This window comes from Legionella sp. km535 (assembly GCF_003990085.1).
Classification (GTDB): Bacteria; Pseudomonadota; Gammaproteobacteria; order Legionellales; family Legionellaceae; genus Legionella; species Legionella moravica.
In genome coordinates this window covers 1-14,637 of record NZ_RZGU01000001.1, presented here as the reverse complement: position 1 = coordinate 14,637, position 14,637 = coordinate 1, and the positions used below count along the sequence as shown (strand labels likewise).

Below are 14,637 nucleotides of genomic sequence, written 5' to 3'. Positions count from 1 at the left end.
TGGGGTTTAATGAATAATGTAAAAAAGCAACAAAAACTACTCATCATATTAACTCTTGTTGTTTTGGGAATGTTTGCTTTTGGTTTCGCCTTGGTACCTATCTATAATAGCTTATGCAAAACCTTAGGTATCAATGGCAAAACAAATCCAGAGGCAGTTGCTTATGATGTGAGCAAAGCAAAAATTAATAAAGAAAGGGAAGTATTGGTTGAATTTGTTGCAACAAATAATAGCGGTGTGCCTTGGGAATTTTATCCAAAAATTTCTAAAATACGGGTACACCCTGGTGAAATAGCCAGACTGGCTTTTTATGCTGAAAATAAAACAGATCATAGAATGACGGTTCAAGCAATTCCCAGTGTAACTCCAGGAATTGCCGCTAAATATTTGAAAAAAACGGAATGCTTTTGTTTCACTCAGCAGACATTGAATGGACATGAGGCAATGAACATGCCGTTGTTATTTCATCTGGATGCAGAGTTACCAGAGAATGTTAAGACGGTTACTTTGTCTTATACCTTGTTTGATGTGTCAGGAAGAGTAATGAATTAGAACCTGGGGATCTTATCTGGTTCCAATACAGATAAAACATCACCGTAAATTAAATCTTCCCGATGAAAAAGTTATTAAATATAAATCTTGCACTATAAACAGACCATAAATCAGCTTTTGCAGCCTGATTTATTGATACAGGAGAATAAAATAGAATGGGAGCACACGGTACTTATTATGTCCCCAAGCCTAGTCATTGGCCTTTGGTGGGCTCGATTGGATTGACTACAACTCTGGTAGGAGCTGCTTCCTGGCTTCATCTTGATTGGTATGGTCCGTATATATTCACTGCGGGACTGTGTATCCTTATCTTTATGATGTTTGGCTGGTTTGGTCAGGTTATTTATGAAAATGGTAAAGGTCTTTACGACATGCAAGTCGATAGATCATTTCGTTGGGGAATGTGCTGGTTTATCTTTTCCGAAGTGTGCTTCTTTGGGGCTTTTTTTGGTGCTCTGTTTTTTGCCCGCTTTTGGGTTGTTCCCCTTTTAGGTGGAGAAATACACCCGATAACTCATTATACCTTGTGGTCTGATTTTAAAGCAGCATGGCCATTACTGGATAACCCGAATAACCAAATTTACTCCGGTGCCCATGAAGCTATGGGTGCTTGGGGCCTTGCCGCAATCAACACTCTGATACTTTTAACTTCAGGGGTTACCATTACGTGGGCTCATTGGGCTTTAAAATTGAACAAGCGTACTCAATTATTAGTTGGAATGTCCCTGACTATTGCATTGGGTATATTATTCCTGTTGCTCCAGGCCTATGAATATCATGAAGCCTATACTGAAATGAACTTAACTTTAGCTGCTGGTATTTACGGAACAACGTTCTTTATGCTTACAGGCTTTCACGGTTTACACGTAACACTCGGTACCATTATGCTGATTGTTATTTTAATACGCTGCAAACGTGGTCATTTTACTCCAGAGCGGCATTTTGCATTTGAGGGTGTTGCTTGGTATTGGCATTTTGTAGACGTTGTGTGGTTGTTTTTATTCTTATTTGTTTATTGGCTATAAATATAATTCTTTATATCCAAGTTATAACCGGGTGTTGATTAATAAGCCCGGTTGAAATTGTATGTTTTCGATCTCCAATTTATACGTGAAATTGAATTTTATAAAGTCTATTTCACGTATAATCGCCGCTCCACGAAAATAGCGGGCAATAAACAATACCTGGCTGTCCTTGTCTAAATAATCGTTACAGTTTAAAACCAGCTCGGTGTCAGATAGGCTGATCATTTGGCATTCGTGTATATTATCGCCAATTTTAACGGTAACATTTACAGGTTGAACGGGTTGAATTAACACCGCAATCTCCGCCAGATAATATAAAGGATGCTCTATAAATCATTTTTCATAATTGAGACATATAAAGTATCATCCTTTTAAGCACTTATTATAAAAATAACAAGATGTCCAAAAGCCTACCATTATTATAATTCTAGCTTAAATTTACTATTTTAGCTTGGCAGGAAAATGGCGAGACAGGGTGCAAAATAGTTAGGATAGTCAGCAGAATTGGTTTTGCGTTATAGGCTTAATTGTATAGATCAAATAGCGCAGATACAAAATAATAGATGAGGATTAAAAAGAATAAACAAATTGAAAATATGGGCAAGAGAAAAGTAAATATACGTATTAATATAAAGCTATAAAAATGAGTTGTTTGATGTGCAGACCCCCAAAATGCTTTTAACAGCCATATATAGAAACCTATCGAATACAGTAATAATGGATACAGCCAGATGTTATTGATATTCCATGGATGGTTTACTAAGGCGCATATCAGTAGAATGTAAAAACCGATATATACAACTCCTCCATCAAAAAAATAAGAGCTGGAGTACCTCCCAAAAATAATTTGGAAAAAGGTTAACTCTCCATTCCATCCTTTTTTTAAGTAAGTCAGCATACAAGGTTCACCTGATGTATCTTAAATAAATATAGAATATAAAAATTAAAAATACAGCTCTCTTAATAAGACGAGAGCTGCATGGATATTAGCTTATTCAGATTATGTCAGTTGCTATTTTGATTAGCAGCGACTTTGTTTTTGAGGTCAAATCGATCGGCATTCATTATCTTAACCCATGCCGTTACGAAATCATTTACGAATTGTTCTTTGGCTTCATTTGTTGCGTAGAATTCTGCAACAGCTCTTAACTCGGAATTGGCTCCAAAAATAAGATCTACTGAAGTAGCTTTCCACTTTAATTGACCTGTTTTCCTATCAAAACCTTCGTAGACACCTTCTTCATTTTTGGACTTTTTCCACTCGGTGTTCATGTCTAATAAATTGATAAAAAAATCATTGCTTAGGCTTTCAGGTTTATCAGTAAAGACTCCATACTGATTGTTCCCCGAATTAGCATTGAGCACCCGCAATCCTCCAACCAGAACAGTCATTTCAGGAACACTTAAATTCAACAAGCTTGCCTTGCTGACGAGCATTTCAGGCGGGGATTTTTGATTACTTTTATCAAAGTAATTACGAAAACCATCCGCTGATGGTTTGAGCACTTCAAAAGAATTCACATCAGTCATATCTTGTGAAGCATCAGTGCGTCCAGGAGCAAATGGAACCTTAATGGTGTAACCTGATTTTTTAGCGGCCTGTTCAATGGCAACATTACCGCCAAGGACAATCAAGTCAGCAAGCGATACTTTCTTGCCACCGGTTTGTGTTTTATTAAAATTATCTTGAATGCTTTCGAGGGCTTTTAAAACCTTAGCTAAAGTCGCTGGCTCGTTTACCTCCCAGTTTTTCTGTGGCTCAAGCCGAATCCTTGCGCCATTGGCACCTCCCCGCATGTCTGTACCACGGAATGTAGACGCTGAAGCCCAAGCTGTCTTTATAAGTTCAGCATTATTGAGTCCAGAATTAGCGATTTGTGTTTTCAGCAGATCAATATCCTTTTCATCAACCATTTTATAATCAACTGCTGGTACTGGATCTTGCCAAATCATCGTTTCTTTGGGGACTAACGGGCCAAGATAACGCGATTTTGGCCCCATGTCTCTATGAATTAGTTTGAACCAGGCTCTCGCGAAGGCTTCATTGAATTCATCGGGATTATCCAGAAATCGTTTGGCTATTTTGCTGTAAACAGGATCAAATTTAAGCGCCAGATCCGTTGTTAACATCACTGGGGCATGACGTGCATTCGTGTCAAAAGCATCCGGCACCATATTAGACGCATTTTTATTGTCAGGAATCCACTGAGTGGCTCCAGCAGGGCTTTTTGTTTGTACCCAGTTAAATGCAAACAAATTTTGCAGATAATTATGGCTCCATTTGGTTGGTGTTACTGTCCAGGCTCCTTCCAGGCCACTCGTAATAGCATCTTTGCCGTTACCAGTGCCGTAGCTGTTCTTCCAACCAAAACCTTGTTGTTCAATGTCGGCAGCTGCAGGAGCTGGCCCAAGGTTTTGGGTGGATGCTGCACCATGAGTTTTACCGAAAGCATGTCCACCAGCTATCAGTGCAACAGTTTCTTCATCATTCATAGCCATGCGGCCAAACGTTTCTCGAATATCTTTTGCTGCAGCAAGAGGATCAGGAACTCCGTTTGGTCCTTCCGGATTAACATATATCAAACCCATAACTGAAGCCGCGAGTGGTTTTTGAAGAGTACCATCCGGAGTATGGCGATTGCTTTCCAGCCATTTTCCTTCGGAACCCCAGTTTATATTAAGAGCTTCCCATGCATCTTCTCGACCACCAGCAAATCCCAGGGTTTTGAAGCCCATGGATTCCATGGCAACATTTCCAGTCAGTACAAGCAAATCTGCCCAAGATATTTTATTGCCATATTTTTGTTTAATTGGCCACAACAAACGTCGGGCTTTATCGAGGTTTGCATTGTCTGGCCAGCTGTTTTGCGGGACTAATCGTTGAAACCCACCATTGGCTCCGCCTCGACCATCATAAATTCGGTAAGTACCTGCTGCGTGCCATGACATCCGAATAAATAAAGGACCATAATTGCCATAGTCAGCAGGCCACCACGGCTGAGAAGTTGTCATTAGTTTTTTGAGATCATCAATCAATGCATTCAAATCAAGGCTATTGAATGCTTGCGCGTAATTAAAATCCTTACCCATTGGATTAGAAGTGGCATTTGGCTGGCGAAGAGGGCTAAGATCCAGCAAATTGGGCCACCAATATTGATTTGTTTTGGCAACATCCTCTGCATATACAGGATGCAAAAAACAAAAAGGCGATAGAAATAAAGTGCAGACAGAAATAAATAAAATGATTCTTTTGAGCATAATTAAAATTCCCTTTTCAACCAAGCTTTCAACTATAAACCATTTGTATTGAAAATTTAAGTAACCAACAAGGATTTAAAGTGGGATGTTAACCTCATTTAAACAGAATGGGTTTCAACATGGAAGTGAAGTTCAACCTTTTAAGTAATCGCTAATTGTTTCCATCGTATGATCTATAACAACAGATGCTTGCTGATAAAGAGGCTCTAATAAAGTTCTTTGTCCGACTTTATGATAACGCTCAAGATATTGACATGCCATTTTCATTCGGACGGCTCCTACATAAATGGCTCCGCTTTTCATTTTATGGGCTATTTGCTGTACTTTATCCCAATCAGCTTCAGCATACGCCTGAGTCATAAGTTTTAAATCATCCGGAACGGACTGATCTTTCATTACCGTCAAAACCTCGGTTAGCATAGCTTCCGTCCCTACAAATTTTAACGCTTCAGAAATATCAAAAATTGGAAATTTGTTTAAATCAAAAAAATCTTTTTCATTTTTAGGGATTTCGCCTTCAATAAGTGATTTTTGCTGTATGCGGGCTTCTTTTTCTTCACCTTGCAATTGCCGCAAATCAGGTATATTAAAATGATTGATGATTTGTTTTAAAGAGTTTTTATTCATTGGTTTTCGATAGACTTCATTCATTCCTGCTTTTATGCAGTCATCCATAATATCATTTAAAGCATGACCTGTTAGCCCGACAATATAGCAGGGTCGGCGTTGATGCTCTTTTTCAAAGGCTCGAATATTGCTGGCAAGTTCATCGCCATTTATATTGGGTAGCCCAATATCGGAAATAATCAAATCAAACGGGGATTCTTTAACGAATAACATCGCGCTTTCTGCATCGCCCGCGGTACGGATGTGAGTGCTATAGGGTTCTATCATCATCTTTAATACTTTTAATGCTGATTCATTATCTTCAATCAAAAGTACATGAAGTTGCTGTGCATGCAGTGGTTCTATTAAGGCAGAATGAACTGTTTGCGTCTCTTCCAATACAGCAGTATTTTGAGGTTTAGAAGAACATATTAAGTCTTTATTAGCTAATTTCATTTTTAGGGAAAAGAAAAAGGATGTTCCAATCCCTTCAGTACTTTCAAGCTTCAAGTCACCACCTAACAGTTCGGCATATTTCTGAGCAATGTGCAAACCTATGCCATTTCCTGTATAGGCTCCTTTATGCGAGGGGCTAATCTTAAAAAAACTTTCGAAGACCTTATCGTGTAGATGCAACGGGATTCCAATTCCGGTATCACTTACTTTGAATTGGATGGTGATGGTTTCATGTTCTTGTTCAATAAAAGTTGCACTGATTTCAATTTGGCCTTTAGGAGTAAATTTGATAGCATTTCCAACTAAATTAAGCAATATTCGGTGTAATTTCATCCTATCGCCAATGAGATAATGAGGGATCCGTTCATCGATTTGTGTTTTTATAGCCAAATGATGTTCCTCAATTGCTGGAATTTCCAGTTCAAGAACATCGTTTATAAGGCGATGTACATCAAAAACTTCACTAATTACACTATTTTCATTCAGATTATCTGCCGTTATCATGTCCAGGACTGAATTAAGCAACCCTAGTAATTGCTCCCCACTGTCATGAATTTGTTTGGCGCACTCTTTGAATTGAATGTCCTTAATATGGTTTTTTAAATGGTGTGAAAACCCAATGATTCCTGTCAGCGGGGTACGTATATCGTGCCCCATATTAGCGATAAATTCCGTTTTGACTCGATTGGCCGCCTCGGCGTTTTCTATGGCTACTTGCAGTGCGGCTTGAGTATTTTTAAGTTCTGTAATCTCCAGTGAATTACCTAAAATACCGATAGTGTTGCCTCTATCATCTAATAAAGGCATTTTAATGACTGTAAAGTACCGATCTTGGCCGTTCATTGTTACTTTTTCTTCTAAAAATAATGTTTTTCCTGTCTGAATGACTTGCTGATCATTCTGTTTCAGCGTTTGTGCCTGATCCGGCCATAAGTCTTTGTCTGTTTTACCAATAATGTCTTTGATGGAGGTAAGTCCTAAGGTTTTAAGTAAGGTATCATTACACCCCAAATATTCAGCATCGGTGTTTTTCCAATAAAAATTACCGGGAACACAAGCTGATATTTTTTCTAATTGGGAATAGAGTGTATGGTGAACAACTTCAAGCTTGTCGCTGTCTGAAACATCACGACCTATAAGAAGCCAACCCGAACTATTGGCTAGCGGAACAACAGACCAGGACAGATAAACTTTAGGATTTTTGTGGTTTATAATGGTTTCAATAGATGCCCCATTGTCACGCATGGCAACATAATCTGAAAATGAAAATGGGCTCCCTTCTGATAATAATGAGGAGAATTGGATACCTTTCATTTTCGTTACGTTCCAGGAATAATACTCTTCTGCTATTGGGCTTAATTCTTCAATAGTGCCATCGGATGACAAAAATATAACCACGTCTTTTAAATTCTTGAGTAGGGATTCAAGATATACATTTTGTGATGTGTTCATGTTCAATGTTTGATCTCCATTTCATTGGCTGTCCCCAAACAGATTAATGACTTAAAGGGGGCTTTATAAAGCCTTCATTTTCCAGATAATTAAAATAAACATCCAATAGTTCTTTATTTAAAGAGGGCATTATTTGCCCTACCTCATTAAATGCATTATGTGTATTATAGTTATTGGCACGAGAAATAGTGGCTAACCCCTTCATCCAATCATCATTTTGACTGTTAATGTACAGGGAGTACAGGCTATACAGCGCGTTATCTTCTTTAATGAATTGAACATGTTCTTGCTTCCACTGTTGAGGGTCAATTAATGCGACCGGATAGCCGCGTTGGTTTATATAATGAATTAATTGTCTCCAGGGTAGTTTGTTGGGATTAATCAGATTAAAGACACGGTTGGTTTGTGGCCCAAGAAGAATCCTTTTTGCAATAACATTGCTAATAGTATCTACAGGTAACATATCCAACATGAGATCCCAGTCGGGAGCGACTTGAAGTTGAATGCATCCTTTAAGTAATAGGAATAAGTGATTGCTTTGAGCGTTAAATGCGCCTGATTGACTGTGACCTACAATCCATCCCGGGCGATAGATATTAATCAATAAGCCTTGATGTGCTGCCTCTGAAAGAAGCTGCTCTGCTACCCATTTAGTTTGACTGTATCCATCTTGAGGGGGAGGGATGTCATTGTCTACTCTCATAAAGTCTTCCACGATAGAATGCGACTCATCCAAAAAATGACTTACAGCCGATAGAGTAGAAATAAAGTGGATGGGTTTCGCTTTGTTTTTTGCGGCAAAGGCGATGAGGTCACGAGTGCTTCTTACATTGGCTTCTCTTAGTTGCTCATAAGGGTAAAGATGATTGACCGAAGCGCCATTATGCACAATGACATCAATTGTTTTAGATAGTTGTGATAAATTAGAAGAAGATAGTCCTAAATTGGGACTTGCTAAATCACCAACCAAGGGAATAATTCGTTCGTTACAGGATAAATCAAAATTGTATTTAGCCATGGTTTTATTGAGCCGATCTATAGCCTCGTCTTCATTTTGGGCACGAATTAAACAATAAATTATTGCTTGGGAGTGGTGATAGAGCGTATGGAGTAAATGAGCTCCAAGAAATCCTGATGCTCCGGTCAGTAATACCTGATTTATATCCTGAGGATGCGATAACGGGGTCGTCAGGGATAGTTCCCTATGTAAAAACCTGTCGCGCAGCATGAGCTGATTCACGGCACGTGTTGACACGGTATTTCCTTCAATCAATTGGCTTAAGTGCTTGATGGTTGGGTGTTCAAGAAACTCAGGCAGAGGTAAATCGATGTGATATAAATTCTTAATTTTTAAGATTAATTGAGTCAGCAATAAGGAATGACCTCCTAAATCAAAAAAACTATCTTCCACGCCAATTTTTGTTATACCCAGTAACGTACTCCAAAGTTCAGCTAATGCGTGTTCTGTGGCAGTTACCGGAGCACAATAATTACTCCCTACAGCGAATTGGGTGATATCCGGTGTGGGCAGTTTTTTATAATTCACTTTGCCATTAGGGGTTAACGGCATTTTATCAAGGCGAACAAAGTAGCTTGGAATCATATATACAGGAAGTTGATTTTTTAAGAAGATACGAATTTCTTCGTCGCTCACCTCTTCAGTACAGACCATATAGGCAACCAATACCTTGGTGTTATTGGCACTGTTTGAGGTAATCACCGCACATTGACTGATGGCATGGTGATGGAGTAAATGAGCCTGTATGGCCTCAGGTTCTACTCGAAAGCCTCTTATTTTGACTTGATTGTCTTGACGCCCAAAATAGTCAATAGTTCCATTAGGCATCCAACGAACATTGTCTCCTGTTTTGTAGAGGGCTGAATTAGTGCTGCTTTGAAAAGGATTTTGAATAAATTTTTGCTCGTTTAATTCAGGTCGATTTAAGTAGCCGTGTGCTAATCCATCACCACTGATATACAGCTCTCCAAGAGCACCTACTGGGGTCGGTTGAAGTTGCTCATCAAGAATATAAACCTCTGTGTTGGCAATGGGGGTTCCGATCGGGATGGTCTCATGTGATTCATCGAGTTTTGTGATGTGGTAAGTCGTTGTGAACGTGGTGTTTTCTGTTGGTCCATAGCCATTTAAAACGTATTCTGGAGTACCTTGTTCGCATTGGATCACGCTCATAATACGTTCTTTATTCAGTACATCGCCACCAACAAGAAGATAAGTCAGATGACGAAACATGGATGCATCCTGAGCTGAGAGTTGATTAAATAAAGCAGATGTAAGCCACAGGATGGTAATGCGTTTTTTTTCTAAAAAAGAACTGAATTTGTTGGCATCCAGTAAGACAGTATGAGGCACGGCAATAAGTTCTGAACCATTTAAAAGGGCTCCCCATATTTCAAACGTTGCAGCATCAAAGCTAATACTCGCTGCTTGTGCCACTTTATCGTGTTCCTTAAACTCAATGTAATTTGTGTTTTTTACCAGCCGCGTGATGCCTCTGTGTGGAATCATTACTCCTTTGGGGTTGCCGGTGGTGCCCGAGGTGTACATGATGTAGGCGAGGCTTGAAGAAGTAATGTCTGTTAGATCCAAATTGGCTGAGGATTGTTGTTTCATCAATAATGCCAGTTCATCGAAAAGAACGATAGGAACACCCAGTTCCGCACAGTCGTCTTCAATTCGTTGACTCAGATGATGAGAAGCTAATAAAAGACTGGGTTTACTGTCGTTAAGTATTGAATAAATATGCTTTTTGGGATAGTTAGGATCGATGGGAATGTAGGCCGCCCCTGCTTTCAAGATGGCTAATAAACCGATAATTAAATGCAGTTCCTGGGTAGTACAAATGGCAGCATAGGTATTAGGCATGACTCCGTTATTTTGCAGGCAACGTGCTAATTGATTCGCTTGATGATTCAGCGATTCATAGGTTAGTGATTTTGCTCCATACACGACCGCTGTGTGATTTGGAGTTGCTTGAGCCTGAGCCTCAAATATTTGGACAATAGTTTTATCTTTAGGATATACAAAGCATTTAGGTATTCCCATATTCAGCATGAGGTGTCGTTCAGTCTCATCCATCAATGAAAGTGTCTCAATGGAATGATGCAGCGTAGTATTTAAGTGCTGTATCAGATGATTAAAATGCCGTTGAGCATTTTTTATCACTGAAATAAGTGCCTCATTATGATCCACCATCGATTCTTTAATCCACCAGGTGATGGTGTTCGTATCGGGTGAAATCGTAATAAGCACAGAGGCATTTATGAGGTTTTTGGGCGTGGCGCATTGCTTTTCAGTGCCTACATAAAGGGCCAAAGGGGCCTGATGATGTTCTGTTTGAGAAAGTTCTGGGTATCGATAAAAGACATCACGTAGAAAAGTACCCATTTTTTTACGCTTTGTACGCATCGTATGAATTTGCTGAATGGCTTTAGCATAGGTGAAGCTGTTATCAAGGAGAAGCGAACAGGGGAGGAATGATGCAAAAAATAAAGTGAGATCATCCGGCACCATGGCATCTTGTGAGTCGTATAACCAAAGAGCGCACGATTCTTTATTTCCCAATCGATACAAATAAATAAATAAAGTTGCTAAGAGCACATCCATCGTTTCAACATCTTCAGGCAACTTTGTCCATTGTGCCTTCAACGTGTTATCGACACTAAGCTGCGAGACAGAGATTAATGCATCGTCAATGCACTGCTCGCTGTGTTTTGGTTGAAAAGGCAAATAGGTGGGTTGGAACGTTCTTAATTCCTGAACCCAAAACAACTCTTTGGGGGCGTGGTGTTCACTAAAATATTGAAATTGGTCGCATTGGGTTTGGGTAGGCGAGGCAAGATGCATCCCCTTTTTAAGCTGATGCTTTACCGCTAAATCAGAAAGGTTGCACGACGTTCCATCGAGTAGCATCAGTTGTTCCAAGCTAACAAGATCCGTTTTGGTGCTGATATGCCAGGCATGAGGATGAAGTGCCACAAGTGTTCCTGGACGATCTTCTGAGCCCCTACCAAGCTGATGCATTCGCACCACAAGATATATGGTGTTGTCAATTTGAATTTTGGGTGTGGCCAGGCGGTTATGATGATTGTGACCTAAATCCAAGGCATGGACCGTACGCACGATGTCACATGCGGGTTGCTCCCAACTAAGCCACCCGTTACCTGGTGGCTTTTGCTTAAAACTGTAATAACTACTTTGCGTGATGTCTTGCGGGATTGACGTAATGGATGTGTTTTGTAGTTCCTCAATCAGTTCGTTAAATAAAGACAAGGCATGGGTATAACATTTTAAACTCAAGCTTAAGGCGGTTTCCTGAGCATCAATAGGAAATCGGGCTTGTTTCAGTATGTTTCCCTCATCAATACGTTCGTTCATTACATGCCAGGTGACACCGTGTTCTGGTTCGTTGTTTAAAATAGCCCATGACAGTGCATGTACCCCGGCGTATCGGGGCAGAGGCGCATTATGAAAATTAATGGCTAAATGGCGTGCTCGTTCAATAATTATTGGGGGTACAATAGTCCCGTTGATAATACTGAATAAATAATCAAAATCGGTGACGAGTAACGATTCAGTTGCCTCATCTAAAGAAGTGTAGTGCTTAATATGATGTGCTTCAGCCAGTTTTCGTGCTGCATCAAGTGCTGATATGACTCCTAAAATGCGGTACTTTTTCTTCAAAAGAAGTTCAGCACATTGAATCATTAAGTGATCATCACCTATCAGATAACAGGAACAATTTTGCATTATGGATTCCATTATTTACTACGGTTAGTGCCTTGCAGTACGTATTGTACCACATGTCCCATGTAATAAATATTAGTGCATTATGGTTTGTGGTGCATTAATCGGTTCAATATTGGGTCTGATTTTTAGTTAAAAATGATAAAGAACATCCTGTAATTGTTCATAATTTTTATTTGCCTTGTTTTTTCATTTAACTCGACATATATGGAACGCTGTTTCATGAAACTACTGTATAAATGAACTCATGAAGTTACCTTTTTATTTATGTTGATGGACTTTCGGGATCGTTAAAGAGCAGGTCTTGCCTTTTGCGTTAAGAAATTATGGTTTAAAATGAAAAATATCTGGCCTTTGATGTACGTGTGACCGAGCAAGATTAAATGAAAGAACATTTTGAGCAGTGTAATATGATCCACTTATCTTGCAAAACAGCGCTCAATAAAGCCGGCACTTTAAAAACAGAGGGTCTGCTTGAACAGCGTGATGACTACTGCTATTTAAAAATTGATGATGATTATATCCATTTAATTCACCCGATACTGAGTGCCCATTATGATGTAGATAAGCCTGACTATTTTAGGTTACCTGAAGATGTTGGCGCACATATTTCTGTTATTTATCCTGAAGAAAATGTCACTTTGAATCGAGAACATATTGGTCAAAAGCACTTTTTTAGAGTTGATGGATTGATAAAGGCAAAGTTTGGATTAAAAGAGTATTTTGCATTATCCGTTACCTCGCCAACTTTAGCCGTTTTTCGTCAAAAATATTACCTTGATCCAAAGCCGACCTTTAAAGGGCAACAAATTGTATTCCATATTACTGTTGGTGTTAGGGCTGAACCGGACAATATCATCGAGTAATTTTTTTACCGAGTGAGTATTTATATTATCCGGTCTTGTTTTTTGTTTGGTAAGATTATTAATTTAAAGGGCAAAAACAAGATCGGGCCCGCATGGCCATTTTATCTAAGTTTGTGAGTTGAAATTTGCACCAAATTGACTAAAATATAGGTGTCTGCCAGTATTCACGGAGCAAATGATGGGAACCACTCGCCATTTTAAATCAGTTGCTGAGATTCATGGAAAATTCAGTGCTATAGAAAGTACTTTTAAAGACGTAATGGCAAGAGAACTCCTTATTCTGAATACGCATGAAAATCCAACACTCGACAAAGAGTTTTCAATGCGAATTATTGATGATTTTGAACGTAAAACAGATACCTTAAAACAGTTGAGAGAAGATCTGCGTGGAATAAAAACCGAAGTTGCGCACCGTGGGAAAGGTTTTTTTAAGCATGGAAATATTAAAAACAAACTAGATCAAATTATTACTGGACAAATGATTCAGGAGCTAAGGACCGAAATGAAGAAATGCGTCCGAGCTTTAAGAGATGCGAATTATAGAAATGATCATAAAGTATGGTCTGGTTATATCAAGGAATATAACGATAAATACTCAGAACTACCAAGGTTAACAGTCTGGGAAGATGAACAAACCACACTGGGAAAACCTGGTTAAAATTATTATATATTTATAAGTTGAGTTGTGAATCTGTTCAGCAATCGTAATGTGTACTTATAATTTTTGGGGTGTAACTTAGTATACATACTATAGCATTAAGACATTCATTTGGTCATATGTATTTATTTGATTTTACAGTTTAAATTGTTGGCATTTCGGGGTGTCAGTTCTAAATTTGGGGGATCTACTTAATTAATCCTTATGGGGTATTAGGGTAATCCCCCCGAAAAATAATTGATGCCAAAAATAGAATTTTCTCATAATCTATGCTGGAGGAGATTCTGCATGAAAAGATCAAAATTTAGTGACAATCAAATACTATCGATTCTAAAACAGGCCGATGCAGGTCAGTTAGTTCCTGATTTATGTCGTGAGCACGGAATCAGCTCAGCAACTTTCTATAAATGGCGAGCCAAGTTTGGTGGCATGGATGTATCGATGATGTCTCGTCTAAAAGAACTTGAAGCCGAAAATAGCCGATTAAAGAAGATGTATGCAGAAGAGCGTCTTAAAGCCGAGATTCTGAAAGAAGCCATCGAAAAAAAGTGGTAACACCGTCCCGCCGCAGGGAGTTGGCGCAAAAGGCGGTGATGGACTATCACATCCCTATTCGAGTAGCCTGCTTACTTTTTAGCATCAGTGAAACCTGTTATCGCTATATAGCCAAGTTAAACGGTGAAAATGCACAAATTGCTGACTGGCTATTACGTCTGACCTCCGCTCAACGTAATTGGGGTTTTGGTCTGTGTTTTCTGTACTTACGTAATGTGAAACATTTTAAATGGAATCATAAACGAGTGTATCGAATCTATCGGGAGTTGGAATTGAATCTGAGAATCAAACCTAAAAAACGGTTAATTAGAGAAAAGCCAGAGGCATTGGCTGTACCAGATAATATTAATCAATGCTGGTCTATGGATTTTATGCATGACCAACTTCAAAATGGACGGAGCTACCGATTATTTAATGTACTTGATGATTTTAACCGAGAAGGTC

General features: G+C 39.0%; 8 protein-coding genes and 1 pseudogene. 5 read left to right on the top strand and 4 right to left on the bottom strand.

The features are described from left to right. Positions 1-9 precede the first annotated feature (9 nt). Both ELY21_RS00045 and ELY21_RS00040 read left to right on the top strand, forming a co-directional pair. Entirely contained in the window at positions 10-552 is a 543-nt protein-coding gene (locus tag ELY21_RS00045) for a cytochrome c oxidase assembly protein (protein WP_127105726.1), read from the top strand. A 155-nt stretch (positions 553-707) separates the two neighbouring features. Beyond that, positions 708-1,577, top strand: coding sequence for a cytochrome c oxidase subunit 3 (locus tag ELY21_RS00040; RefSeq protein ID WP_127105724.1), 870 nt, complete (start codon positions 708-710; stop codon positions 1,575-1,577). Between the two features lie 21 nt (positions 1,578-1,598). Here ELY21_RS00040 and ELY21_RS00035 read toward each other — a convergent pair whose 3' ends face one another. The 4 genes from ELY21_RS00035 to ELY21_RS00020 form a co-directional block, all read right to left on the bottom strand. Continuing rightward, the gene (locus ELY21_RS00035; protein WP_127105722.1) at positions 1,599-1,871 is read right to left on the bottom strand and encodes a hypothetical protein; all 273 of its coding nucleotides are present in this window, start codon (positions 1,869-1,871) and stop codon (positions 1,599-1,601) included. A 711-nt stretch (positions 1,872-2,582) separates the two neighbouring features. Continuing rightward, complete coding sequence (gene katG / locus ELY21_RS00030; protein WP_127105720.1) at positions 2,583-4,835, bottom strand: catalase/peroxidase HPI; 2,253 nt, start codon at positions 4,833-4,835, stop codon at positions 2,583-2,585. 132 nt (positions 4,836-4,967) lie between these two features. Beyond that, on the bottom strand, positions 4,968-7,349 hold the full coding sequence (locus ELY21_RS00025; protein ID WP_127105718.1) for a PAS domain-containing sensor histidine kinase: 2,382 nt from the start codon (positions 7,347-7,349) through the stop codon (positions 4,968-4,970). A 43-nt stretch (positions 7,350-7,392) separates the two neighbouring features. After that, positions 7,393-12,117, bottom strand: coding sequence for an amino acid adenylation domain-containing protein (locus ELY21_RS00020; RefSeq protein ID WP_158618486.1), 4,725 nt, complete (start codon positions 12,115-12,117; stop codon positions 7,393-7,395). Positions 12,118-12,497: 380 nt separating this feature from the next. Between ELY21_RS00020 and ELY21_RS00015 the strand changes: the two genes are divergently transcribed. The 3 genes and pseudogenes from ELY21_RS00015 to ELY21_RS00005 form a co-directional block, all read left to right on the top strand. After that, positions 12,498-12,980 carry a hypothetical protein gene (locus ELY21_RS00015; protein WP_127105714.1) on the top strand — a complete coding sequence of 161 codons (483 nt, stop codon included), beginning with the start codon at positions 12,498-12,500 and terminating at the stop codon, positions 12,978-12,980. A 175-nt stretch (positions 12,981-13,155) separates the two neighbouring features. Further along, the gene (locus ELY21_RS00010; protein WP_127105712.1) at positions 13,156-13,638 is read left to right on the top strand and encodes a hypothetical protein; all 483 of its coding nucleotides are present in this window, start codon (positions 13,156-13,158) and stop codon (positions 13,636-13,638) included. Between the two features lie 288 nt (positions 13,639-13,926). Next, positions 13,927-14,637, top strand: a pseudogene (locus ELY21_RS00005) (transposase); the annotation flags it as partial.

Excerpts from the sequence above, each read along its gene's own strand:
- ELY21_RS00010 (WP_127105712.1), top strand. The coding sequence starts at position 13,156 with ATGATGGGAACCACTCGCCATTTTAAATCAGTTGCTGAGATTCATGGA.
- katG (WP_127105720.1), bottom strand. The coding sequence starts at position 4,835 with ATGCTCAAAAGAATCATTTTATTTATTTCTGTCTGCACTTTATTTCTA.
- ELY21_RS00015 (WP_127105714.1), top strand. The coding sequence starts at position 12,498 with ATGAAAGAACATTTTGAGCAGTGTAATATGATCCACTTATCTTGCAAA.
- ELY21_RS00020 (WP_158618486.1), bottom strand. The coding sequence starts at position 12,117 with ATGCAAAATTGTTCCTGTTATCTGATAGGTGATGATCACTTAATGATT.
- ELY21_RS00025 (WP_127105718.1), bottom strand. The coding sequence starts at position 7,349 with ATGAACACATCACAAAATGTATATCTTGAATCCCTACTCAAGAATTTA.
- ELY21_RS00045 (WP_127105726.1), top strand. The coding sequence starts at position 10 with ATGAATAATGTAAAAAAGCAACAAAAACTACTCATCATATTAACTCTT.
- ELY21_RS00040 (WP_127105724.1), top strand. The coding sequence starts at position 708 with ATGGGAGCACACGGTACTTATTATGTCCCCAAGCCTAGTCATTGGCCT.